The sequence below is a fragment of the Nesterenkonia sp. NBAIMH1 genome (assembly GCF_007922635.1).
Taxonomy (GTDB): domain Bacteria; phylum Actinomycetota; class Actinomycetes; order Actinomycetales; family Micrococcaceae; genus Nesterenkonia; species Nesterenkonia pannonica.
In genome coordinates this window covers 114,862-139,174 of record NZ_CP042335.1, presented here as the reverse complement: position 1 = coordinate 139,174, position 24,313 = coordinate 114,862, and the positions used below count along the sequence as shown (strand labels likewise).

The 24,313-nt window shown below is 64.9% G+C and carries 22 protein-coding genes; all 22 read left to right on the top strand.

All coding sequences use genetic code 11. The annotated features are described in order from the left end of the window. Positions 1-12: 12 nt before the first annotated feature. The 22 genes from argS to FS388_RS00530 all read left to right on the top strand — a co-directional run bounded on the left by argS (position 13) and on the right by FS388_RS00530 (position 24,309). Entirely contained in the window at positions 13-1,668 is a 1,656-nt protein-coding gene (gene argS / locus FS388_RS00635) for an arginine--tRNA ligase (protein ID WP_146338701.1), read from the top strand. An 8-nt stretch (positions 1,669-1,676) separates the two neighbouring features. Then, on the top strand, positions 1,677-3,167 hold the full coding sequence (locus tag FS388_RS00630; protein ID WP_146338698.1) for a diaminopimelate decarboxylase: 1,491 nt from the start codon (positions 1,677-1,679) through the stop codon (positions 3,165-3,167). A gap of 28 nt (positions 3,168-3,195) precedes the next feature. After that, positions 3,196-4,524 (top strand): homoserine dehydrogenase, encoded by a 1,329-nt coding sequence (locus tag FS388_RS00625; RefSeq protein ID WP_371708445.1) that lies wholly within the window; start codon positions 3,196-3,198, stop codon positions 4,522-4,524. Positions 4,525-4,554: 30 nt separating this feature from the next. Then, positions 4,555-5,637 (top strand): threonine synthase, encoded by a 1,083-nt coding sequence (gene thrC / locus FS388_RS00620; protein WP_146338692.1) that lies wholly within the window; start codon positions 4,555-4,557, stop codon positions 5,635-5,637. A gap of 9 nt (positions 5,638-5,646) precedes the next feature. Further along, on the top strand, positions 5,647-6,642 hold the full coding sequence (gene thrB / locus FS388_RS00615; RefSeq protein WP_146338689.1) for a homoserine kinase: 996 nt from the start codon (positions 5,647-5,649) through the stop codon (positions 6,640-6,642). 201 nt (positions 6,643-6,843) lie between these two features. Then, positions 6,844-8,772 (top strand): transcription termination factor Rho, encoded by a 1,929-nt coding sequence (gene rho, locus FS388_RS00610; RefSeq protein WP_146338686.1) that lies wholly within the window; start codon positions 6,844-6,846, stop codon positions 8,770-8,772. A gap of 113 nt (positions 8,773-8,885) precedes the next feature. Continuing rightward, positions 8,886-9,968, top strand: a complete 1,083-nt coding sequence (gene prfA, locus FS388_RS00605; RefSeq protein ID WP_146341796.1) for a peptide chain release factor 1 — start codon at positions 8,886-8,888, stop codon at positions 9,966-9,968. Then, positions 9,958-10,884, top strand: coding sequence for a peptide chain release factor N(5)-glutamine methyltransferase (gene prmC, locus FS388_RS00600; protein ID WP_146338683.1), 927 nt, complete (start codon positions 9,958-9,960; stop codon positions 10,882-10,884). Before prfA ends, prmC begins: the two co-directional genes overlap by 11 nt. Then, the gene (locus FS388_RS00595) at positions 10,881-11,549 is read left to right on the top strand and encodes an L-threonylcarbamoyladenylate synthase (protein ID WP_371708441.1); all 669 of its coding nucleotides are present in this window, start codon (positions 10,881-10,883) and stop codon (positions 11,547-11,549) included. Before prmC ends, FS388_RS00595 begins: the two co-directional genes overlap by 4 nt. Next, on the top strand, positions 11,546-12,658 hold the full coding sequence (locus FS388_RS00590; RefSeq protein ID WP_146338677.1) for an MraY family glycosyltransferase: 1,113 nt from the start codon (positions 11,546-11,548) through the stop codon (positions 12,656-12,658). Before FS388_RS00595 ends, FS388_RS00590 begins: the two co-directional genes overlap by 4 nt. Continuing rightward, positions 12,655-13,044, top strand: a complete 390-nt coding sequence (locus FS388_RS00585; RefSeq protein WP_146338674.1) for a hypothetical protein — start codon at positions 12,655-12,657, stop codon at positions 13,042-13,044. The genes FS388_RS00590 and FS388_RS00585 overlap by 4 nt, the downstream gene beginning before the upstream one ends. A 201-nt stretch (positions 13,045-13,245) precedes the next feature. Then, positions 13,246-14,049, top strand: a complete 804-nt coding sequence (gene atpB, locus FS388_RS00580) for a F0F1 ATP synthase subunit A (RefSeq protein ID WP_168198717.1) — start codon at positions 13,246-13,248, stop codon at positions 14,047-14,049. Positions 14,050-14,144: 95 nt separating this feature from the next. Beyond that, a complete protein-coding gene (locus FS388_RS00575; RefSeq protein ID WP_146338668.1) occupies positions 14,145-14,348 on the top strand; it encodes an ATP synthase F0 subunit C in 204 nt (67 codons plus the stop codon). A 94-nt stretch (positions 14,349-14,442) separates the two neighbouring features. Next, positions 14,443-14,997: a F0F1 ATP synthase subunit B gene (locus tag FS388_RS00570; RefSeq protein ID WP_146338665.1), complete on the top strand. Its 555-nt coding sequence runs from the start codon at positions 14,443-14,445 to the stop codon at positions 14,995-14,997. Further along, positions 14,997-15,806 carry a F0F1 ATP synthase subunit delta gene (locus FS388_RS00565; protein ID WP_146338662.1) on the top strand — a complete coding sequence of 270 codons (810 nt, stop codon included), beginning with the start codon at positions 14,997-14,999 and terminating at the stop codon, positions 15,804-15,806. Before FS388_RS00570 ends, FS388_RS00565 begins: the two co-directional genes overlap by 1 nt. A gap of 91 nt (positions 15,807-15,897) precedes the next feature. After that, positions 15,898-17,523 (top strand): F0F1 ATP synthase subunit alpha, encoded by a 1,626-nt coding sequence (gene atpA / locus FS388_RS00560; RefSeq protein ID WP_146338659.1) that lies wholly within the window; start codon positions 15,898-15,900, stop codon positions 17,521-17,523. Between the two features lie 40 nt (positions 17,524-17,563). Then, the gene (locus FS388_RS00555; RefSeq protein WP_146338656.1) at positions 17,564-18,451 is read left to right on the top strand and encodes a F0F1 ATP synthase subunit gamma; all 888 of its coding nucleotides are present in this window, start codon (positions 17,564-17,566) and stop codon (positions 18,449-18,451) included. 45 nt (positions 18,452-18,496) lie between these two features. Continuing rightward, entirely contained in the window at positions 18,497-19,957 is a 1,461-nt protein-coding gene (gene atpD, locus FS388_RS00550; protein ID WP_146338653.1) for a F0F1 ATP synthase subunit beta, read from the top strand. Between the two features lie 6 nt (positions 19,958-19,963). Continuing rightward, positions 19,964-20,233: a F0F1 ATP synthase subunit epsilon gene (locus tag FS388_RS00545; protein WP_146338650.1), complete on the top strand. Its 270-nt coding sequence runs from the start codon at positions 19,964-19,966 to the stop codon at positions 20,231-20,233. Between the two features lie 86 nt (positions 20,234-20,319). After that, entirely contained in the window at positions 20,320-21,012 is a 693-nt protein-coding gene (gene nucS / locus FS388_RS00540) for an endonuclease NucS (RefSeq protein WP_146338647.1), read from the top strand. Between the two features lie 404 nt (positions 21,013-21,416). Next, positions 21,417-23,363, top strand: a complete 1,947-nt coding sequence (locus FS388_RS12945) for a hypothetical protein (protein WP_168198540.1) — start codon at positions 21,417-21,419, stop codon at positions 23,361-23,363. A gap of 4 nt (positions 23,364-23,367) precedes the next feature. Continuing rightward, entirely contained in the window at positions 23,368-24,309 is a 942-nt protein-coding gene (locus FS388_RS00530; protein WP_146338644.1) for a tetratricopeptide repeat protein, read from the top strand. Positions 24,310-24,313: the final 4 nt, after the last annotated feature.

The window sequence follows — 24,313 nt, the reverse complement described above, 5'->3', positions numbered from 1 at the left end:
TAGGATGTTCTGGTGACTCCCGAAGAACTCTCCTCCGCCGTGAAGACCGTGCTCCACCAGGCCGTCGAGGCCGGCGAGCTGAACCTCACCGTCCCGGACGAGATCCGAGTGGAGCGGCCCAAGAGCCGCGAGCACGGAGACTGGGCCACCAATATTGCGCTGCAGGTGGCCAAGCAGGCCGGCATGCCCCCCAGGCAGCTTGCTGAGACCCTCGCTGCCAGGCTCCGCGAGCATGAAGGGATCTCCGCGGTCGAGATCGCCGGCCCCGGCTTCATCAACATCACCGTAGACGCTGCCGCCGCCGGCCAGCTCGCGCGGACCATCGTAGAGTCGGGCGCGACCTTCGGCCACAACGAGGTCCTGAGCGGGCACACCGTGAACCTCGAGTTCGTCTCGGCCAACCCCACTGGGCCCCTCCACATCGGGCACACGCGGTGGGCCGCTCTGGGCGACGCCGTGGGACGGCTCCTGCGAGCTTCAGGGGCGAACGTGACCACGGAGTACTACATCAACGACGCCGGCAACCAGATGAACGTCTTCGCCGCAAGCGTCCTGGCACGCCTCCGCGGGGAGAGCGTCCCGGAGGGGGGCTACCCGGGCGAGTACGTGGTCGAGCTTGCCGACAGCGCCGCAGCCAAGCGCCCAGAGCTGCGGGACATGCCCGATGCTGAGGCGCTGCCCCTGGTGCGAGAGCTGGCATACCAGGAGCAGCTCTCGCTCATCCGCAGCACGCTCAATGCCTTCGGCGTGCACTTCGACGAATGGTTCTCCGAGAGCACCCTCCATTCCGGCGGGCACATCAGTGACGCCATCGCCACGCTGCGCGAGCAGGGGCACGTCGAGGACCGCGACGGGGCCATCTGGCTGCGGACCACCGACTTCGGAGACGACAAGGACCGCGTTCTCATCAAGGCGGACGGGGAGCCGACGTACTTCGCCGCAGACGCCGCCTACTACCTGTCCAAGCGCAGCCGCGGCTTTGAGGAGAAGATCTATCTCCTGGGCGCAGACCACCACGGCTACGTGGGACGGCTCAAGGCCATAGCAGCCTGTGCGGGCGATGACCCCAAGAAAAACATTGAGATCCTCATCGGTCAGCTCATGAGCGTCAAGGGCGCCAAACTCTCGAAGCGCGCCGGCAACATCATCGCGCTCGACGACCTCATTCAGTGGCTCGGAACCGACGCCCTGCGCTACACCTTGGCGCGCTACCCCGCGGACTCACCGATCGATGTCGACCCCGACCTGCTGCAGTCCCGCACCAACGACAACCCCGTGTTCTACGTCCAGTACGCACACGCCCGGGCATGCAACGCGGCTCGCAACGCCGAGGCGCACGGCGTGGACCGGCAGACGTTCGACGCCGCGCTCCTCACGCACCAGACGGAGGAGGAGCTGCTGGCCCACCTGGGGCAGTTCCCCTCAGTGGTCGCCTCAGCCGCCGAGCTGCGGGAGCCCCACCGCGTCGCGCGATACCTCGAAGGGCTCGCTGCGGCCTACCACGGCTGGTACGCCGCATGCCGCATGGCCCCGTCCACCCACCAGGACGGAACGACCGATCCCGTCAGCGACCTCAACCGCAGCCGGCTCTGGCTCAACGATGCCGCCGTGCAGGTGCTCCACAATGGGCTGAGCCTCCTCGGCGTCAGCGCACCAGAGAAGATGTGAGACCGACCATGACTGTTCAGCCCCACCCCCTCGCCCCCTCGTGGCTGTCCCCTCGCAGCTCATCTGAGGATCTCGAGCAGAAGCTCCTTCCCTCGGATGCAGGCCGCTCCGAGCAGGGAGAGCTGACTTTCGGCGGGATACCTGCCTCCGAGCTCGCCGCGACCTACGGCACTCCGCTCTACGTGGTCTCCGAGACCGACTTTCGCGCCCGTGCCCGTGCCTTCCGCGAAGCGTTCTCGGAGGCATTTGCGCCCGAGGCTGAGGTCGACGTGTTCTACGCCGGCAAGGCTTTCCTGACGACCCACGCAGCACGATGGGCCGCAGAGGAGGGTCTGAACATCGACACCGCCAGCGGGGGCGAGCTGGCGCTGGCCCTCGCTGCAGGCGTCGATCCGGCTCGGATCGGACTGCACGGGAACAACAAGTCCGACGCCGAGATCGAACACGCCCTGCAGGTCGGCGTCGGAAGAATCATTGCCGATTCGCTCGACGAGCTCTCCCGCATCTCCGAGCTCGCCGTCCGGCTCGGGGTGACGGCGCCCGTCATGCTGCGGCTGACTCCAGGAGTGCACGCATCGACCCACGAGCACATCGCCACCGCACACGAGGACCAGAAATTCGGGCTCTCGCTCACTCCGGTGGGCCCTGAGGCGTCTGCCCTCACCGCGGGAGGCGCTGCCGATCAGTCAGTGCAGAACAGCGGCCAGCACCGAGGCTCACCCGCCTGGGCGGCGGCAGAGGCTGCGCTGAACCTTGCGGGCGTGGAGCTGGTCGGCGTGCACTGCCACATCGGCTCGCAGATCTTCGAGCCGGACGGCTTCGAGCTCGCGGCCCAAAGGCTCATCCAGTTCCTCGCGGCCGTGCGGGACGCTCACGGAGTCGAGCTCGCCGAACTCGACCTCGGCGGCGGCCACGGCATCGCCTACACCGAGGCGGACACCCCCCGGCATCCGCAGGAGATCGCAGCCGCACTGGCCAGCACGGTCAAGGAGGCGTGCCTCGAGTGCGCGGTGGATGTTCCGCGCATCAGCATTGAGCCCGGCCGCGCGATCGCCGGCCCTGCCGGCGTCACGCTGTACACGGCTGGGGTGACCAAAGACGTTGTCGTCGAAGCAGGGGTGACACGTCGATACATCGCCGTCGACGGAGGAATGGGCGACAACGCTCGCCCAGTTCTGTACGACGCGGACTATTCAGCGCTCCTCGCGTCTCGGCCCCAGGAGGGAGAGCACAGCCTGTCTCGCATCGTGGGCAAACACTGTGAGTCCGGCGACATCGTGGTGCGAAACGTATACTTGCCGACGGCTGTGAGCAGGGGAGACCTTCTCGCTGTGCCGGCCACGGGAGCGTACTGCCATTCGCTGTCGAGCAACTACAACTACCTCACACGTCCGGCCGTCGTCAGTGTCGCGGGAGGTCGCTCTGAGGTGCTCATCCGCCGCGAGACAGTCGACATGATGCTCTCCCGGGACACCGGCTACGCAGCTGAAGCGCGATGAAGACATACACACCGCAACGGATGAAGGGGTGAACGTGGCTGAGCCCATCACTATCGGACTGCTCGGAGCCGGCAGCGTCGGAGCGCAGGTCGCACGCACGCTGGTGGAGGAGAGGGAGCTCATCTCCGCCAGGGTCGGAACCCCGGTCCGACTGGCCGGCGTGGCCGTGCGCGACGTGGAGAATCCCCGCGACTGGCGCATTCCCCGAGAGCTTCTGACCACTGACGCCGAGCGTCTGGTCGACGAGGTCGACTTGGTCATCGAGCTCATCGGCGGCTTCGATCCGGCCGCAGGACTCATCGAGCGGGCGCTGCGTCAGGGAACCGCTGTGGTGACTGGAAACAAGGCCCTCCTGGCGGCCCAAGGCGCTCAGCTCCACGCGCTGGCCGACGAGGCGGGCGCGCTGCTTCGCTATGAAGCCTCCGTCGGCGGTGCCATCCCCATCCTTCGTCCTATCGAGGACTCGCTCTCGGGCGACCGCATCACCAAGGTGATGGGCATCGTCAACGGGACCACCAACTACGTGCTGGATCAGATGGACACCACCGGAGCTGCCTTCGGCGACGCCCTGGCCGAAGCGCAGAAGCTGGGCTACGCCGAGGCGGACCCCACCGCAGACGTAGAGGGTCACGATGCCGCTGCCAAGGCCGCGATCCTCGCCACTCTCGCCTTCCACGCCCCCTTCACCATCGACGACGTCTACTGCCAGGGCATCAGCGATGTCACGCCCGATGACATCGAAGCGGCGGCGCTGTCCGGCTATGTGATCAAGCTCCTTGCGATTGTGGAGCGGCGAAGCTCTGGTGCAGTGCTCCGGGTGCACCCCACGCTGCTGCCTCGCACCCACCCCCTCGCGACTGTTCGCGGCGCCTTCAACGCCGTATTCGTGGTGGCTGAGAACGCCGGAGAGCTGATGTTCTACGGTCAGGGGGCCGGTGGGGTTCCCACATCGAGCGCCATCATGGGCGATGTCGTCGCGGTGGCCCGGCGCCTGCGCTCCGCAGTGCCGGAGACGCCGCTGCTCTCCGACGCCGAAGACCTGGAGCCGCTGAGCATCGAGGCCGCAGAGACTCAGTACTACATCGATATGCAGGTGGCAGACCAGGAGGGTGTGATCGCAGAGATCGCCCGCGTCCTCGCCGACCACCGCGTCTCCATCGAATCGATGCGGCAGCCTGGCTCAGTCAGCCCCGAGGGGGAGGTCGAGGACTCGGCCGGCAGCGACGCAGGCGCGCAGGTCCAGATCGTCACGCACAAGGCCCAGGAGCGGCACCTCCGCGCGACCGTGGAGACGCTGGAGTCCCTCGACGTGGTGCAGTCCATCAGCTCCGTGCTTCGGGTCGAAGTCGAGCAGTAGTCCGCAGCGTCGGAGAATAAGGAGACCCATATGGCGCACTTGTGGCGCGGAGTCATCAACGAATACGCCGACCGGCTCCCGGTGACGGAGGACACCAGGGTCATCACCCTGGGCGAAGGCGGGACCCCGCTGGTCCGTGCGCCGCACCTGTCTGAACTGGTCCAGGGCGACGTCCGCCTCAAGGTCGAGGGCATGAACCCGACGGGCTCCTTCAAGGACCGCGGAATGACGATGGCCATCACCGCGGCGGTGGCCGACGGCGCGAAGGCGGTCGTCTGCGCATCGACGGGCAACACCTCCGCCTCGGCAGCCGCCTACGCCACCCAGGCCGGCCTCACCTGCGCCGTCCTTGTGCCGGCGGGAAACATTGCGGTGGGCAAACTCTCCCAGGCTGTGGCCCACGGCGCGGAGATCATCCAGATCGACGGCAACTTCGACGATGGTTTGGAGATCGCTCGCAAGCTCTCGGAGTCCTACCCCGTCTTCCTGGTCAACTCTGTGAATCCGAGCCGCATCGAGGGTCAGAAGACCGCAGCGTTCGAAGTGGTGGACGTCTTGGGCGATGCGCCCGACTTCCACCTCCTCCCCGTGGGCAACGCCGGCAACATCACGGCGTACTGGAAGGGATACCGCGAGTACTGCGAAGACGGGCCCGCGACCCGTACGCCGATCATGTGGGGCTTCCAGGCGGCCGGCGCGGCCCCCATCGTCGCCGGGCACCCCATCACGGAGCCGGATACGGTGGCGACCGCGATCCGCATCGGCAAGCCCGCCTCATGGGACGCCGCCGAGGCCGCACGCGATGAGTCAGCCGGCCTCATCGAGGCTGTCACCGACGAGCAGATCCTCCATGCCCACCGGTGGCTCTCAGCCAAGGAGGGAGTATTCGTCGAACCTGCCTCCGCGTCCGGCGTGGCCGGGCTGCTGGCGAAGCACGAGGCCGGGCAGGTTCCCGCTGGCAAGACCTGGGTCATCACGGTGACGGGCCACGGGCTCAAGGACCCCGAGTGGGCAGTCAACAACCCCGAGGTGGTGGGCGCGGACGGTGCGCGCGACTTCACGACGCAGGTGCCGGCCGACGTCGAGACCATCGCCCGAACCTTGGGCCTCTGATCGTCAGTGATGCTTGAGGAACTCCCCGACCCGCTGATCGGAGCGCGCCGATTCACTCTGACGGTGCCTGCGACCAGCGCGAACCTAGGTCCCGGCTACGACAGCATGGGCATTGCTCTGGACCTTCGCGACACGGTCGAAGTGTTCGCCGAGCCGCGTCGGGTGCACGATGCCGCTCAGGTGCGCGTGACGGTCACCGGCGAGGGGGCCGCTGATCTCCCGCAGGACGGATCGCACCTGGTGGTCTCTGTGGCAGAGCGAATTCTGGCCGAGCGCGGCTACCGGCTGCCGGACCTTGTAGTCACCGCTCATAACGTGATCCCCCATTCACGGGGTCTGGGCTCGTCCGCGGCGGCCATCGCGACGGCTGTCGAGCTTGCCTCCCAACTCCTTGCAGAGACCGTGCGCGGCGAGCTCAGCGCCGACGAGCAGCTTCAGATCGGGTCGCGCCTCGAGGGTCACCCCGACAACTACGTGCCGGCGCTTCGCGGCGGCGCGGCCGTATCCTGGGAACGCCAAGCGGACCCCAACGGCGCCCGGCTCTTCGCCACAGCTCGCCTTCCTCTGCACAGCTCACTCACGTGCGTGGCCGCTGTGCCCAACTCTGCCCAGTCGACCAAGGAAGCCAGGCAGCTTCTTCCCGAGCTTGTGCCGCATCGCCAGGCGGCCCGCAACTCGTCTCGATCTGCTCTTCTCGTCCACGCGCTCACTGCAGATCCGACCCTGCTGCTCGAGGCCACAGAGGACTCCCTGCATCAGGAGTATCGCCGCTCGGCCTTCCCCACCTCTATGAGCCTGGTCGACGCTCTCCGAGGGGAGGGATGGGCTGCGGTCGTTTCCGGCGCTGGGCCGACGGTCCTGGTGATCACCACCGAGAGCGCCGCGCCCGACGCAGCGGCACGGATTCGAACATGGGACGAGTCGCAGGGCGGCGCCGTTCGCTTCATCCCCCAGATCCTGCCGATCACGGATGCAGGTGTTACAGTGGAGTCAACCCCGCGGTGATGTGACCGGACCATAGAATATGTGCTGGCAGCACTGCACCAGGGGATCATCGCGGCTCTCCCATGCAGCGTGCATCAATTTTTGGGGAGAGCTGATCTTGCAATTCCTACGGCGCCTTCTGACGCGCCGTTGATGAGACCGCAGGCCAATATATGCCACGACGCTCATTGAGCCTGCCCGACGAGGGAGAAGGAAACCTTCGTGACAGAAACCACCACTGCGACCCCAGAGGTCGACAACGCTGAGCAGAACGACAGCAGCTCGGCAGCCGGCGGGGGACTCGCCGGACTCAAGCTTCCTCAGCTGAAGACTCTGGCCTCCCAGCTCGGCATCCCCGGCGCTTCCAGAATGCGCAAGTCCGACCTGGTTCAGGCCATCTCCGCCCACCAGCGGGGCGGCAGCTTCGCTGAGAAGAAGACTGAGGGCGAGAAACCCGCCGCAGAGCCGCAGGCGTCGGAGTCCGCACCGGCAGCCGATCACGGCGCCGCCGAGCAGAACGGCTCCGAGAAGAATGGCCGCAACGGTCACGCGCAGCAGGGCGACGAGTCCTCCTCGGAGAGCCAGTCCGGCGGCGAGAAGGAAGAGGGCGGCCGCAGTCGCAGCCGCAATCGCCGCAACCGCGGCCGCGGCGGCTCCGACGGGCAGAACGACTCCCAAGGCGGCAGCGACCAGTCTCCCAAGGGCGAGCAGGCGCCCAAGAGCGCCGAAGGTCGGGACGGCTCAGAGCGCGATGCATCCGGAGAGCAGGACGGCGACCAGTCGAACGGCCGCCCACAGGGTGACCGCCGCGGCGGGGACCAGGACGCGCGCGGCGACGGCGACAGCGACGGCGAGGGCGGCGGACGCAATCGAAACCGCCGCAACCGCAACCGCAAGGACCGCAACAAGCGTGGCCGCGGACCCGAGCAGGACGGCGAGGAGCAGGTCAGCGAAAACGACCAGCTGATCCCCATCGCCGGCATCATCGATGTCCTCGACAACTACGCATTCGTTCGGACCTCGGGGTACCTGCCCGGGCAGAACGACGTGTACGTGTCCATGCAGCAGGTGAAGAAGAACGGCCTCCGCAAGGGCGACGTCGTCACCGGCTTCATCAAGGCACCAGGCGAAGGCGGCCCGACCGAACAGCCGCAGGGCGGCGGCGGAGGCAGGAACCAGAAGGGCGGCAAGAACCGCGCGAAGTTCAATGCCCTCGTCAAGGTCGAAAAGGTCAACGGCCGTCCGGTCGAGTCCAACGACGACCGGGTCGACTTCAACAAGCTGACTCCGCTCTACCCGCAGGAGCGCCTGCGCTTGGAGTCCAACGACCCCAAGGCCGTCGGTCCACGAGTCATTGACCTGATCTCACCGATCGGCAAGGGCCAGCGCGGTCTCATCGTTTCGCCTCCCAAGGCCGGAAAGACGATGATCCTGCAGGCGGTGGCGAACGCGGTCAAGCAGAACAACCCCGAGGTCCACCTCATGATGGTGCTCGTGGATGAGCGACCGGAAGAGGTCACCGACATGCAGCGAACCGTCGACGGTGAGGTCATTGCCTCCACCTTCGACCGTCCTGCCGATGACCACACCACGGTGGCCGAGCTCGCCATCGAGCGCGCCAAGCGTCTCGTAGAGCTCGGAAAGGACGTCGTCGTCCTTCTTGACTCCATGACTCGTCTGGGACGCGCCTACAACCAGGCCGCACCGGCTTCCGGCCGCATCCTCTCCGGCGGTGTGGACGCTTCGGCTCTGTACCCGCCCAAGCGCTTCTTCGGCGCCGCACGCAACATTGAGAACGGCGGATCGCTGACCATCCTGGCTACTGCCCTGGTGGAGACCGGCTCCAAGATGGACGAAGTCATCTTCGAGGAGTTCAAGGGCACCGGCAACATGGAGCTGCGGCTCTCGCGCCAGCTGGCTGACAAGCGCATCTTCCCCGCAGTGGATGTCACCGCATCCTCGACGCGGCGCGAGGAGGCCCTGCTCAGCCCTGATGAGGTCAAGATCATGTGGAAGCTCCGCAGGGTGCTCTCCGGCCTGGACCAGCAGCAGGGACTCGAGCTGCTGATGTCCAAGCTCAAGGAGACGCAGTCGAACGCAGAGTTCCTTATGCTGACCCAGAAGACCACACTGGGCGACAACGGCAAATAGCGTTCCGAAAGAGACCCCGTCGGCCTTCATGCGCCGGCGGGGTCTTTTCGGATCTGCCCGCCTTCGCCGAACCAGCCAGAAAGTCACTGATGAGCACAGAGAACAACCCGCGGATGTTCGACTCCGTCGAGGCGCTGCTTCAGGAGCACGCCGAGATCCAGGAGCAGATGGCCGACCCGGAGACGCACAACGATCAGGCGCTTGCGCGTCGCCTGGGACGTCGATACGCCCAGCTGAACGGAGTGGTGGAGGCTCATAAGCGGTGGAAGAGGCTTCAGGGCGACTTGGCCGCCGCATCGGAGATGGCGGAGGAGGACGCGGACTTTGCCGCGGAGGTGCCCGAGCTGCAGACCGCCATGGAGGAGGCCTCCGAACGCCTGCTGCGCATGCTCATCCCACGTGACGAGAACGACGCCCGCGATGCCATCGTCGAGATCAAAGGCGGAGCCGGAGGGGATGAGGCAGCAATCTTCGCCGGCGATCTGCTGCGCATGTATTCCCGCTACGCGGATGCCAAAGGCTGGAAGACGGAGCTTCTCGCGGCCACGCCGTCTGAGGCCGGCGGGTACAAGGACGTTCAGATTGCGGTCAAGGGGCGCTCGAACGATCCGGCTGAGGGCGTCTATGCGCACCTGAAGTTCGAAGGCGGAGTGCACCGTGTCCAGCGGGTGCCCGAAACGGAGTCCCAGGGCCGCATTCACACCTCCGCTGCCGGAGTGCTCGTTATGCCCGAGGTCGAGGAGCCGGAGGAGGTGGAGATCAGCCAGAACGATCTGCGCATCGATTATTTCCGATCCTCCGGACCAGGAGGACAGAGTGTGAACACGACTGACTCTGCAGTGCGCATCACCCATGAGCCGACAGGCATTGTCGTGTCCATGCAGAACGAGAAGTCGCAGCTGCAGAATCGTGAAGCTGCGATGCGCGTCCTGCGATCCCGGCTCCTGGCGCATCAGCAGGAGCAGATTGACGCGGAGAACGCCCAGGCCCGAAAGTCGCAGGTCCGCACCATGGACAGGTCCGAGCGCATTCGCACCTACAACTTTCCGGAGAACCGGATTGCTGACCACCGGACCGGTTACAAGGCGTACAACCTCGACTCTGTCATCAACGGAGATCTCGAAGCCGTGGTTCAGTCCTGCATCCAGCTGGATGAGGCTGAGCGTTTGGCCTCCCTGGCGCACCATGACGACTGAGCTGGAGCAACGGCTCAAGAACGCTGCCGCCGAACTCGCCGAAGCGGGTGTGCCGACGCCCCGGGTGGACGCTGAGCTCCTGGCCTCGCACGTACTGAATCTCAGCAGGGGAGAGGTGCAGGTCAAAGCGATGGTGGGCCTGGAGCTGGACCACGGCTCGGTTGGCGAATTTCAGCGTCTGATCGAAGAGCGAGCGCGACGAGTGCCGTTGCAGCACCTGACCGGATCGGCACCATTCCGCACACTCGAGCTCCGTGTCGGGCCGGGAGTGTTCGTGCCTCGCCCCGAGACAGAGGCTGTCGTGGACGTAGCGCTCGCGGAGATCGATCGGCTGCTCGGCCTGGGGGTCGCGGTGCCTCGCATCGTAGACCTGGGGACCGGAGCGGGCACCATCGCGGCATCCATCGCCGCGGAGCGGCCGCAGTGCGACGTGCATGCAATAGAGGTCTCGGAGGCGGCGGCAGCGTGGGCTGCGCTCAACTTCTCGCGGCTGCCCCAGCACGCTGCCCAAGTGCGACTCCACGTTCAGGACCTTCGTGATTTTGAGCAGGACGGCTTTGATGTGGTCGTTTCGAACCCGCCCTATATTCCGCCGTCCATGGTGCCCACCGAACCCGAGGTGCACGAGCATGACCCCAGAACGGCCCTCTACGGCGGGGGAGAGGACGGCCTCGAGATGCCCCGCGAGGTGATCGCCGCGGCCCAGCGAGTCCTGACGCGCGACGGCTGGTTCATCCTGGAGCATGCAGAAGTGCAGGCGGAGGCCCTGTTGGACATCTGCGCGGCTGAGCCTGATCTCGGTGACGTTCGTACGCACCATGACCTCACGGGCAGGCCGCGGGCCACGTCTGCGCGCCGCAGGTCGGAGCGTGCTCACAGCGGGAAGCCTGAAGGCGTGGAAGAATACCGCGCGTGAGTGAGACCTTCGACGCGTCCGACCCCCAGGCCCGCACAGCGGGGATAGCTGCCGTCAAAGAGGCGGCTCAGCGCGGCCAAGCAGTCGTCGTGCCGACCGACACCGTCTACGGGATCGGTGTGGACGCCTTTTCGCCGCAGGCTGTCGCAGTCCTCCTCGCCGCCAAAGGGCGGGGCCGCTCCATGCCGCCGCCGGTGCTCGTCGCCAGGCCCGAAGTGATGGAGGCCTTAGCCGCTGAGATTCCCGACGCGGCGCGCAGTCTCACCGAGGCGTTCTGGCCCGGTGGGCTGACAGTCATCCTGCAGGCTCAAGGATCGCTCGCATGGGACCTCGGGGACACACGCGGCACCGTTGCGCTCCGGATGCCCGCCGACGAGCTTGCCCTTGAGGTGCTGGGAGCCGTAGGGCCCATGGCCGTCTCCTCCGCCAACCGAACGGGCATGCCGGCGGCGACCACGGCAGCGGCTGCTGAGTCCATGCTCGCCGAATCGGTCGCCGTCTACCTCGACGACGGAGAGCGAGTCAGCATCCCGCCGTCGACCATTGTGGACTGTACGGGCGAACACCCTCAGGTGGTCCGAGACGGGACCATCTCCTTGGCGGAGCTCAGGGCCGTCGTCCCCGAGGTGCGCGAGCTGGACGAGGGGCCTGCTTCGGCTTCATGATCTACTTCCTCATCGTCCTGGCGATCTCGGCAGTCGTCACCTTCGTCCTGACGCCGCCGGTGCGCCGGCTCGGTATGCACCTGGGGATCTACACCTCCATCCGCGCCCGGGACATCCACACCCAGGTGAAGCCTCGATGGGGCGGGCTCGCCATGTACGGCGGAATGGTGGTGGCCCTCGGGGCCGCCTCGCTGATCCCCTACCTCTCCGGCCTCTTCGAGGAACCCGCTCGCATAGCGGGGATCGTCGGCGCCATGACGCTGATCCTGCTGACGGGATTGGCCGATGATGCGTGGGACATTCACTGGGTCACAAAGCTCGCCGCTCAGGTCGGTGCGGCCACCATTCTCGTCCTGTCCGGAACTCGGCTCGAAGTGGCCCCAATGGGCCGCTTCGAACTGGACGACGGGCTGCTGCAGGCTGTCCTGACGGTATTCGTCGTCGTTGCAACCATCAACGCGTTCAACTTCATCGACGGTCTGGACGGCCTGGCCGCGGGGGTGGCCGCCATTGGCGGGGCAGCGTTCTTTCTCTACAGCTACATGCTGACCCTGCAGCTCCACGAGTTCACCGTCTCCAACCTGACCACGCTGCTGATGGCGGTGCTGGTAGGCGCCTGCCTCGGGTTCCTGCCGCACAACTTCCATCCGTCGTCGGTGATCATGGGAGATACGGGGGCGATGCTGCTGGGCACGGTCATGGCAGCCGGAGCCTTGGTGGTGACGTCCTCTCTCGAGCTCTATGAGGAGAGCTTCCGCTTTATGAACGTGCCGGCCTATATGCCCGTGCTGCTGCCGCTGGCCGTCATGGTCCTTCCGATGCTTGACCTCGTCATGGCCGTAGCCCGCCGAACCGCCCGGGGGGCATCGCCCTTCTCCCCAGATCGGGGCCACCTCCATCACAAGCTTCTGGACGCTGGGTACTCGCATCCCCAAGCAGTGCTGCTCCTGTATATGTGGGCGGCGATCGTGGCCTTCGGGGGAGTCTCCTTCAACTTCATTCCCTGGCAGTGGGTCGTCCTCAGCGCCGGAGGCGGCCTCACCGCAGCTGCGGTGCTCACATTCACCCCGCGATTCCGCCGTCTCATTCGACGAAAAGGTGCCCCGTGAGGAACAGCTGGACAAGCATTGTGATCAGGACGACGGGCTCCGCCGCGCTGGCCTTGGGGCTCATGGTCGCACTCGCCGCCCTTCTCGGAGGAGGCGCCGCAGCGGCCTCATCAGCGATGGTGGGCAGTGCAGTGGTGCTGATGTTCCTGATGTCTCTCGTGCTCTTCGCCCTGGCTCAGCACTACCGGCCGGAGTGGGGTCCGATGGTCCTGCTCGCCGCATTTATTGCGAAGGTGGCGCTGATCGGCGGCACGCTGCTCCTCGCGCCTATACCTCACTGGCTCGACACCGTATGGACGGCCGTCACAGTGGTTGTGCTCCTCTTCGTATGGCAGGCCATGCTGGTGCTGGGCGTGTGGAAGATGCGCGCCACCGTGGAGCAGTGACGGGCCCTGCCGAGCCGCGGTGCCGTTTTTCTACATCCTGTAGTAGTGTTTGTGGGAGCGCCTGGGCGTGCTCTGGACCACTAAGTCTTTGATAGGCTCAGCGGTAGTCCGGGAAGTGCTTATGGCCTCGACTTTCCTCGCATCATTCAAATGGGTCTGAATCTGCTCAGGCTCATCGACGACCACCGAGAGGACCAGCGTTTGTCATCGCTAGCCCTGAGAGCCGCCGATGAGGGTGGGTTCCAGCCGCCTACGATCAACGACACTCACCTGCCGGATATCATTCCGTGGGGAGCCGAATGGGGAACCTTCTTCGGGAAGGCGATGCTCGTCCTCATCCTTTCGGTCATCTTCATCGTGTGGTTCTTCAACACGGCCATCCGCAGGAAGTCGCTCGTTCCTACGCGAACTCAGTTCATTGCGGAGTCGATCTACGGATTCGTCCGTCACACCATCAGCCGCGACGTGCTGGGCGAAAAGCACTTCAAGCCGTGGATTCCGTTCCTATTCGCGGTCTTCGTCTTCGTGCTGGTGAACAACCTGACCGGCGCTATTCCGCTGATCCAGATGCCCACCTTCTCGCACGCCGGAGTGGCGTACGCCATGGCGGCGATCATGTACGTGACCTGGATCGGCGTGGGACTGCAGAAGCACGGCCCGAAGTTCTTCTGGCTGTCAGTGGCCCCATCGGGCGTGCCCAAGCCGATTCTTCTGCTTCTGGTCCCGCTGGAGATCATCTCCAACTACATCGTGCGGCCCCTCACACACTCGCTTCGTATCATGGCGGTCATGCTCGCCGGCCACATGATCATGCTGGTTGCCGCTGTAGGAGCGGAGTACATGATCAGTCAGGGTGGCTTGCTGACCATCGGCGGCGTCGCCGCGATCGTCGGCGCGATTCCCATGTACTTCATCGAAATCCTTCTGATGGTCATCCAGGCGCTGGTCTTCACGCTGCTCACTGCGGTGTACATCCAGCAGGCCATCGAAGTCGACGCTCACTGACGCGTTCGCACCACATCCAAACTTCTAACTGAATAGCAAGCAGTACAAGTGTCCCCGCCGGCGGAAAAGTCGGCTATCTCACAGAAAGAGAGAACATGGAAGGCTCACTCAACCTGATCGGGTACGGCATCGCGGCCCTTGGCTCCGGCGTCGGCGTGGCTCTGATCTTCTTCGCTTACTTCCAGGCAGTCGCTCGTCAGCCCGAGGTGTCGCGCATCCTGCAGCCCCTGCTCTTCGTGGGCTTCGCTGCCGTCGAGGCGCTGGCCATTCTCGGATTCGTTCTGGTTCTGGTCGTCTAGCAGTTCGTCCGGCTCGCTTTGAGGTGCTCGGCTCGCTGGAGCCCCGCACCGCAATCAGTCCCAGACGAAACCCTTGAGAGAAACAGGTGTAGACATGATCAGCGCAGACGTGATCCGCGCAGCCGATGACTACGGCGGAAACCCACTGGTCCCCAACTGGTGGGAGGCCGGCACTGCGGCTGTCTCCTTCTTGGTGCTGCTCTTCATCATCATGAAGTACGTCGCGCCCAAGTTCGAGGAGACCTACCAAGCGCGTGTGGCTGCCATCGAAGGCGGCATCAGCGAAGCCGAAGAGGCCAAGGCCGAGGCCGAAGCACTGAAGGCCGAATACGAGAAGAACCTCGCTGAATCGCGCGCCGCGGCGTCGCAGATCAGAGAAGAGGCTCGTGCCGAGGGGGCCCAGATCGTGGCTGAAGCCCAAGAAAAGGCTGCGGCTGAGTCAGGCCGCATCCGCGAGCAGGCTCAGGCGCAGATCGAAGCGGAGCGGGCTGCAGCTGCAGCCTCTCTCAAGGCTGACGTCGGTGCGCTTGCCTCGGAGCTGGCGGGCAAGATCGTCGGCGAGGCTCTTGAGGACGACGCTCGCTCGCAGCGCGTGGTCGACCGTTTCCTGGCTGATCTTGACGCTGAGCAGGCAGGAGCCTCCAAGTAATGGCAACGGTGACCACGGAATCCCTCGCGAGCCTGCAGTCAGACCTCGCAGAGACCCTTCGTGCTGCCGATCTGAAGGTCGCCGACGAGCTGTTCGCGGCCGTGGACGTCATGGACACATCCGCGTCGCTTCGCCGTTCGCTGACGGACCCTTCGAGGGAGCCCGCAGAGCGTGCCGGCGTCGTCCGACGACTGTTCGGCGACAAAGCGGCGAGCACCACGGTGGCGGTCCTGGAGGCTGTCGCGTCTCGGCGTTGGAGCAGGGCGAGAGATCTCTCTGACGCGGTGGAGACGCTCGCCGTCACCACCGTTGCGGCTGTTGCCGAGCGCGGAGGCCTTCACGGCCTTGAAGAGCTTGAGGCTCAGCTGCTCGGCTTCCGCCGGACCGTCTCCGAGTCCCATGAGCTGCAGCGCGCATTGGCTGACGGACAGGCGCCTGACGAGGCCAAGCAGAAGCTGGCCGCACGGCTCAGTCCTCAGGCCTCGTCCGAAGCTCGCCTTCTGATCGATCGAACGGTCACGGCCCCCCGTGGTCTGCGCCCGGCAGCTCTGCTGGCACGCTTCGCGGAGCAGGTGGCTGCGCGGCAGCATCGTTGGATTGCCCAGGTCACCGTGGCGAAGAGCCTCGACGGCTCCAACCTCGAGAAGCTTTCGACAGGTCTGAACCGCTACTTCGGACGAGAGCTGCGCTTAGACGTCGCCGTCGACCCCCGAGTGGTGGGCGGCATCCGAGTCCAGGTCGGCGATGAAGTGGTCGACTCGACCATGGCTGGCCGGCTGAACAGCCTCACCCGAAACATCACCAGCTGACCGGGCTTAGCCTGGTAGGCGACAGAAGTTTTTACAGACCCCCTCAGGGCCTGACCCCAGGCCTGATGACCAAGGAGAGCAGGAGACGCCGATGGCCGACTTGACCATCAACGCCGATGACGTCCGCAATGCACTGAATGAGTTTGCCGCGTCCTACGACCCGGGCAGCGCCGAGAAGACCGAAGTTGGTCGCGTGATCTCGGCGGCAGACGGCATCGCACGTGTCGAGGGCCTTCCCTCGGCCATGTCGAACGAGCTGCTGCGCTTCGAGGACGGCACGCTTGGCCTTGCCCAGAACCTTGACACCCGTGAGATCGGCGTCGTCGTGCTCGGCGAGTTCTCCGGCATCGAGGAGGGGCAGGAAGTGACGCGCACGGGTGAGGTGCTGTCAGTGCCCGTGGGCGACAAGTTCCTCGGCCGTGTCGTGGACCCCCTGGGCAACCCCATCGACGATCTCGGCGACATCGAAGCAGAGGGCCGACGAGCGCTCGAGCTGCAGGCGCCGGGAGTGACCCAGCGCCAGTCCGTCGGCGAGCCCCTGCAGACCGGAATCAAGGCCATCGACGCCATGATCCCGATCGGTCGTGGCCAGCGCCAGCTCATCATCGGTGACAGGCAGACCGGAAAGACTGCCATCGGCATCGACGCGATTCTCAACCAGAAGGAGAACTGGGAGTCGGGCGACGTCAACAAGCAGGTCCGCTGCATCTACGTGGCTGTCGGGCAGAAGGCGTCGACCATTGCTGGTGTGCGTCAGACTCTGGCAGACAACGGTGCACTTGATTACACCACTATCGTGGCGGCCCCTGCGTCAGACCCTTCCGGATTCAAGTACCTGGCGCCTTTTGCCGGCTCTGCTATCGGGCAGCACTGGATGTACGGCGGGAAGCACGTGCTGATCATCTTTGATGACCTGTCGAAGCAGGCGGAAGCGTACCGTGCGATTTCGCTTCTGCTGCGCCGTCCGCCCGGACGTGAAGCCTTCCCTGGCGACGTGTTCTACCTCCACTCACGCTTGCTGGAGCGTTGCGCAAAGCTCTCTGACGAGCTCGGTGCGGGATCGATGACGGGCCTGCCGATCATCGAAACTAAGGCCAACGATGTGGGTGCGTTCATCCCCACGAACGTCATCTCCATCACCGACGGCCAGATCTTCCTCCAATCAGACCTCTTCAACGCGAACCAGCGCCCAGCCGTTGACGTGGGCATCTCGGTGTCGCGAGTTGGCGGTGCCGCTCAGGTCAAGGCGATGAAGAAGGTCGCCGGCACGTTGAAGCTCGACCTGGCTCAGTATCGAGACATGCAGTCGTTCGCGATGTTCGCATCGGACCTGGACGCAGCCACGCGAAAGCAGCTCACCCGTGGTGAGCGGCAGACTGAGCTCCTCAAGCAGCCGCAGTACACCCCATACCGTGTCGAGGACCAGGTGGCCTCCATCTGGGCCGGCGCCCAGGGCCACCTTGACGACATTGAGACGGCGGATGTCAACCGCTTCGAGACCGAGTGGATCGATTACCTGAAGCGCAAGACCTCCGTGCTGACCAACATCGCGGCGACGGGGAAGCTGGAGGACGACACCGTCGCTGCCCTGAAGAGCGGCATGGAGGAGTTCAAGCGTCAGTTCCAGGCTGAAGGCAAAGATTCCCTCGTCGGCAACGAAGAGACGGAAGCCCTCAGCGACCAGGACATCGATCAGGAAGAGATCAAGACTTCCTGAGCCGGGAGTCGTGCCCTCCTCCGACTGAGAAAGGACTTACATGGGAGCCCAGATCCGGGTCTATCGCCAGAAGATCAAGTCGACATCGTCGATGAAGAAGATCTTCAAGGCGATGGAGCTGATCGCGACGTCCCGCGTGCTGAAGGCACGCGACCGCGCCCAAGCCTCCACGCCCTACGCAGAGGCCATCACCCGAGCAGTTGCGGCTGTTGCCGGTCAGGGAGAGATTGAGCATGTCCTGACCCAGAAGGCGGAGAGCCCACGGCGGGCCGCAGTGCTCATCATGAGCTCAGACCGCGGTCTCGCCGGGGCCTACTCCACCAATGTGATCAAGCGCTCCGAGCAGCTCTTGGCGCGTCTGAAGGAAGATGGAATCGAAGCTCGTCCGTATTTGTATGGGCGCAAGGTTCAGCAGTTCTACGACTTCCGCGACCGTGAGTATGACGGGGTGTGGTCCGGCAGCACGGACAAGCCCGAGGTGGCCCGGTCCCAGGAGATTGGTCGCACCCTCGTGAATCGCTTCACGCAGGGGACGGATCAGGACGGCGTTGATGAGATCTATCTCGTCTACACGCAGTTCGAATCCATGGTGAGCCAGGATCCTGTGGTGCGACGACTCCTCCCTCTGAGCGTTGCGAAGGAGACCGACGAGGCCGGGGGATACGTACCCCAATATGACTTCGAGCCGAATCCTGCCGACGTTCTCGACGAGCTGCTGCCTCGCTACATCGAGTCGCGCATCTTCTCGGCAATGCTCGAGGCGTCTGCGTCTGAGCTCGCAGCACGCCAGAGGGCGATGAAGTCCGCCGGCGACAACGCCAGCGAGCTCATCGAGAAGTACACCCGTCTGCGCAACAACGCGCGCCAGGCCGAGATCACGCAGGAGCTGTCCGAGCTTATTGCCGGCGCAGATGCGCTGGCCTCCTGATCAGCACACAAGACATCAAGCACAATCGAGTGAAGTGAGAAAGTGATGACTGCCACTACTGCAGAACCGCGCCCCGCCGGGGCCCCGACGCCCGGCGCGACCGGTCGTGTCGCCCGCGTCATCGGCCCGGTCGTGGACATCGAGTTCCCGGCCGACGCCGTCCCGGACATGTACAGCGCCCTCACCGCTGAGCTCACCCTCGGCGACCAGCGGCGCACGATCACCTTCGAGACCGCTGCCCACCTCGGTGACAACATCGTGCGTGCCATTGCGCTGCAGGCCACCGACGGTCTGGTCCGCGGAGTGCCGGTGCAGGACACCGGCGGGCCCATATCGGTGCCCGTGGGCGACGTCGTCAAGGGTCACATCTTCAACGTGCTCGGCGAGAGCCTCGATGTGGACAGCTCCGAGCTGGACATTCAGGAGCGTTGGGGGATTCACCGCAAGGCTCCCAATTTCGCGCAGCTCGAAGGTTCGACCGAGATGCTGGAGACCGGCATCAAGGTCATCGACCTGCTTACCCCTTACATCAAGGGCGGAAAGATCGGACTGTTCGGCGGTGCGGGTGTCGGCAAGACTGTCCTCATCCAGGAGATGATCACGCGTGTGGCCCGCAACTTCGGCGGCACTTCGGTGTTTGCCGGTGTGGGGGAGCGCACCCGTGAGGGCAACGACCTTTGGGTGGAGATGGAGGAGGCTGGCGTCCTCAAGGACACTGCGCTGGTCTTCGGCCAGATGGACGAGCCGCCAGGAACACGTCTTCGAGTGGCCCTCTCGGCCCTCACCATGGCGGAGTACTTCCGTGACGAGCAGGACCAAGACGTTCTGCTCTTCATCGACAACATCTTCCGCTTCTCGCAGGCCGGCTCCGAGGTTTCGACGCTGCTGGGGCGCATGCCCTCCGCAGTGGGCTACCAGCCCAACCTTGCGGATGAGATGGGTGTGCTCCAGGAGCGCATCACCTCAACCCGCGGCCGCTCGATCACCTCCATGCAAGCCGTCTATGTGCCCGCAGATGACTACACCGACCCCGCGCCGGCCAACGTCTTCGCGCACCTTGACGCAACGACGGAGCTCAACCGTGCCATCGCCTCCCGCGGCCTGTACCCAGCCGTCGACCCGCTCACCTCAACGAGCCGGATCCTCGACCCGCAGTACATCGGGCGCGAGCACTACGACTGCGCCACACGGGTGAAGCAGATTCTGCAGAAGAACAAGGAACTGCAGGACATTATCGCAATCCTGGGTGTGGACGAGCTCTCCGAGGAGGACAAGATCCTTGTCTCGCGGGCGCGCCGCATCGAGCAGTTCCTTTCGCAGAACACGTACACCGCTGTGCAGTTCACGGGTGTGGAGGGATCGACTGTGCCGATCAAGGACACCATCGAGGGCTTCAACGCCATCGCAGACGGTGACCTTGATCACATCCCCGAGCAGGCGTTCTACAACAGCGGCGGACTCGACGACGTCGAGCGCAACTACGCCAAGATGCAGAAGGAGTCCTGATCGGCCATGGCTGAGCTGGATGTCCAGATCGTTGCCAGTGACCATGCCGTATGGCATGGGAAAGCCACCGAGATCAGCGCTCGCACCGTTGAAGGCTCCATTGGCATACTGCCCGGCCACACGCCCGTCCTGGCGATCCTCGGCGAAGGCGAAGTTGTGATTCGGTCCATCGACCACGGCACGGTGAAGGCGCACGCCAGCGGAGGATTCTTCTCCGTCGACGATGACAGGATCACGATCGTCGCAGACGACGCCAGTCTCACCACCGAGGGCTGAGCAGGCCCAGCCCCATTCACTCGAAAGAAATCCCCGGCGCCCTGAGCTGCCGGGGATTTCTCGTCTCTGCGATAGGATCTTCGACCGTGCGCCTCGTCATCGCCACCTGTTCCGTCACCTATACCGGACGTCTCAACGCCCACCTCCCACTGGCCTGCCGGCTCATCATGATCAAGTCCGACGGTGCTGTGCTCGTCCACTCTGATGGAGGGTCCTACAAGCCGCTCAACTGGATGTCCCCACCAGCCTCGCTGCGTCGTACCGAGCCCACCGGCGAAGAAGCCGCGGCCGGGATCACAGACGTGTGGACCGTCAGCGCTGAGAAAAGCGACGATACCCTGAGCATTCTGATCGAAGAGATCCACCACGACTCCGCCCACGACCTCGGCGCCGACCCTGGTCTGGTGAAGGACGGAGTGGAGGCTGATCTCCAACGGCTGCTCGCAGACCAGATGACCAGGCTGGGAGATGGCTACCGCCTGATACGACGCGAACATTCGACGCCCATAGGCCCTGTCGACATCCTGGCCAAAGGGCCCGACGGAACCGTAGCGGTCGAGCTGAAGCGTCGCGGCGACATCGACGGCGTGGAGCAGCTGACCCGCTATCTCGACCTTCTCAATCGCGACCCGATGCTCGCACCGGTCAGCGGCGTGTTCGCCGCGCAGCAGATCAAGCCGCAGGCGCGTACCCTGGCAGAGGACCGCGGTATCCGGTGCGTCCTCTTGGATTACGCGGATATGAAGGGCGAAGAATCAGGAGAGCCGCGGCTGTTCTGAGACCCCCAGGCTGCAGAGAATAGAAGCATGGCACACCGGAAGAGGAACAAGTGGCAGCGAGAGGCGCGGCCGCTCGCACCTCATTTCCTCGCGTCCGACCGGCACACCTCCAGCACAGTCAGACGCCGGGACGGCGAGTACCACGTCCGGCACATTCCAGGCACAGCTGCGTCTAAGTCATATACCTGCCCTGGCTGCAGGCTGAGCATCGCCCCCGGTACGGCCCACATCGTGGCGTGGCGCGCAGACTTCGTCCTGGGGGACCGGTATGCCGCCGAGCAGCGAAGACACTGGCACCTCAACTGCTGGCGGATCTCCTGACTGCAGACCTCGAATTGTAACCATTTCGTTATATTCGGTATGATATGCCGCTGGACATTCCCTCCCATCCCAAGGAACCCCACGTGCGTTTTCTTTCTGCTGTCGCAGCCTTCATCGCCGGCCTCGTGCTGCTGGCGCTGGGCGTCAATGAGCTCACCGGCTTCACCGCCGAAGAGTCCCACACCGTCTATCCCGAAGGCGTCGAAGAAGCTCCCTTCACCGTTGTCACGGAGGACCTCATCGACGAGCAGGAGGGCCGCGAGGAGTTCACCATCGAGGCGGAGGGTGAATACACCCTGGCACTGGGACGCACGTACGATATCGACGCCTGGCTGGAGGGCGTGACGCACAACCGCCTCCTCGGCGTCGCTGAGTCGGACGATCCAGACGTCGACTCCTACGTCGAGGCCGAGCACATCGAAGGCGAGGAGGCGATCGAGAACCCCGCCGATTCGGACCTCTGGGTGGCCGTCCAGGAGGAGGAGGGGGAGATCCTCTACAGGTGGAGCACACCTGATGAGTCCGGTGACTGGGCCCTTCTGATCTTCCGTGACGGCGAAGAGGCCGCACCTGCAACGATCACAACGACCGAGACGGAGCTCTTCTCCCGTGACCAGGCCATCTGGCTCACTGTCGGCGGCGGGCTTCTGCTCCTGGTATCCGTCGGCCTGTTCTACTGGGCTATGGCAGCTCGCCGCCGCGGAAAGGACGAGGAAGACATGGACACCACAGACGCATCGCCTGAAGGCACGGAGGCGACCGCTGAGAGCGCCGATGAGAGCCGCGCCTCGGGCCGGGGCGGAGCAGCGACCACGCTTGCAGCGGTCGCCGCTCTGAGCCTGGGACTGACTGCACTGCCCGGACCGCAGTCAGCCTCTGCGGCAGAGCCGGAGGATGAGGATGCGGACACCGAAGTAGACGGCGATATGCCCTCAGAGGGCTACTCCGTGCTGCTGCAGTCACAGCTCGACCGAATTCTGGAGGATGTCGCCGGCTCGGTCGAGGAGGCCGATGAGGCCCAGGACGCAGACCTGATGGAGCCGAGAGTCGCGGAGCAGGCGCTCGAAACCCGCGAGCTGGAGTATCGCAATCACGAGATCGCCGACAGTGATCTGCCCCTGCCCATCGGCACGGAGATTGTCTCTGCCGCAGTGACCAGCGATCAGACGTTCCCTCGTCAGGCTGTCGTTATGACCGAGCATCCGGATCAGGAGGTTCCTCAGATCCTGGTCCTGGAGCAGGAGGACGTGCACGAGAACTACCGCCTGATTCATCTGACGACCATGGCGCCGGGCACTGAGTTCTCGGCCATCTCCCCCGAAGAGGGCGGGATCAGCTCCGTCTCGCTCCAGGGCGAAGGATTTCTCACGGGTCTCGCCGAGTACTTCTCGGACGCGGAGCACGAATACGGCGAGAACGTTGAAGAGAGCATCTACATCGACGACGTCCACGCCTATTACGAGGAGATCGACGAAGGCGCGGAAGCCGTGGACATCGACTTCTCGCTCGACGAAGTCTCCGAGGAGATGACAGGCCTCGAGCTGCCTGACGGATCCCAGCTGCTGGCCGGCAACTTCTCCCGCACCATGGAGTTCACCCCCCAGGAGTCCGGTGACACCATCTACCTGGACAACGACCTGATCGAAGCATTCGTCGGCACGGACTGGACTACGTGGACCACCCGTATGACAACAGTTCACTCGGTGCTTCTGCACGTGCCTGCCGGGTTCGACCCCGAGGAAGGCGCTGACGACGACGAGGGAATCACTCTCCTGGGAGTCCACGAGGTGGACGAGTCTGCCTACATCGACGTTCCCGACTGGGCGGACGAGTATGACGCAGCCCTGCCGCCGGAGGACCAGGCCGAGGACGTCGACGACGAGGAAGCCGCCGAGGAGGAGGACGAGCAGCAGGACGAAGAGGCCTCCGACGAGGACGAGTCTGAGGACGAGGACTCCGAAGACGACGAGGATGCCTCCGAGGACGAAGACGACGATAATGGTGACGACGACGCCGACGAAGAGGACTGATCGAATGACGGAGCAGCACACCGGCGGTGCCGGGTCCAGCGTGAACACCAGGGGGGCGGTGGACCTCTCTGCCCTTTCGGGAGCCTCACCATCAGGACAGCAGCAGCCGTCCTCTGCCCCGGGCAGCAACGACTCCTGGGTGATAGAGGCCGAGCCGCAGCGCCTGCAGGAGATCGTCCAGCTCTCCTCGCGGGTGCCCCTGCTGGTGCTGATCCACTCTGACGACCCGACGTCTCAGAAGTTCCGAGACACGCTCTCCCAAGCGGTGGATGCTAAGGGCGGTCGTGCCGTCCTGGCGACGATCGACGCGGCTGCGAACCCGCAGCTCGCTCAGCAGGCGGGTCAGCTCCCCGTGGTGACCGCCTTCATCTCGGGGCAGCCCGTGGGGGAGTTTGACTCGAGCGCACCCGTCGAACAGCTGCCCCAGGTGGTGGACCAGATCCTGCAGATGGCCACCCAGAACGGGGTGAGCGGCACCGTGCCGGCTCAGTCTCGCCGCGGTGGGGACCAGCAGGGCGAGGAGGAGGCACCGCTTCCACCCCTGCACCAGAAGGCGGTCGATGCGCTCGAGGGAGGTGACCTCGACGGTGCTGTCGCTGCGTATGAGCAGGCGCTGAAGGAGAACCCGGCCGACGAGGATGCCAAGCTCGGCGCGGCGCAGGCAAAGCTCATGCAGCGCACGCAGAGCGCGGACCTCAGCGAGGTGCGGCAGCGTGCTGCCGATGAGCCTGACAGTGTGGAGGCTCAGACAGCCGCCGCGGATGTGGACGTCCTGGGCGGCCACGTCGAAGATGCCTTCGCCAGGCTCGTCCGCTTCATCCAGGCTCATCCTGGTGAGGAGCGTGAGGCCGCGCGCAAGCACCTCGTCGAGCTCTACAGCATCGTGGGGGACAGCGACCCTCGGGTGGCGACTTCACGCCGCAGCCTCGCACGGGCGCTGTTCTAAGCCG